Genomic DNA, 273 nt, shown 5'->3' with positions numbered 1-273 from the left:
CTGGAACTTTGTTTCCCGCAGCATTCTGCGGAAGAACGCGAGAAGATGATTGCCGAAAACTTTCGTTCACTCGGCATGGCGCTGGTAGAAACCGGCATGGCATGGTTCTGGCCCGACAGTCGCGTACGTAAATGGTTTGATGTTGAAGGGTTGGATAACCTTAAACGCGCACAAATGCAAAATCGCGGCGTAATGGTTGTCGGCGTCCATTTTATGTCGCTGGAACTGGGCGGCCGCGTGATGGGACTGTGCCAACCAATGATGGCTACCTAT

General features: G+C 52.4%; 1 protein-coding gene. It reads left to right on the top strand.

Going from position 1 to position 273, the window contains the following annotated elements:
• The coding region (locus tag MFF64_RS36865) for an LpxL/LpxP family acyltransferase (protein ID WP_438823125.1) at positions 1–273 on the top strand (273 nt) is incomplete at both ends.

This window comes from Methylobacterium frigidaeris, from assembly GCF_022179185.1.
In the GTDB taxonomy this organism is placed as follows: domain Bacteria; phylum Pseudomonadota; class Alphaproteobacteria; order Rhizobiales; family Beijerinckiaceae; genus Methylobacterium; species Methylobacterium frigidaeris.
The sequence above is the reverse complement of the archived record's forward strand: the minus strand, read 5'-3'. Positions and strand labels throughout refer to the sequence as shown.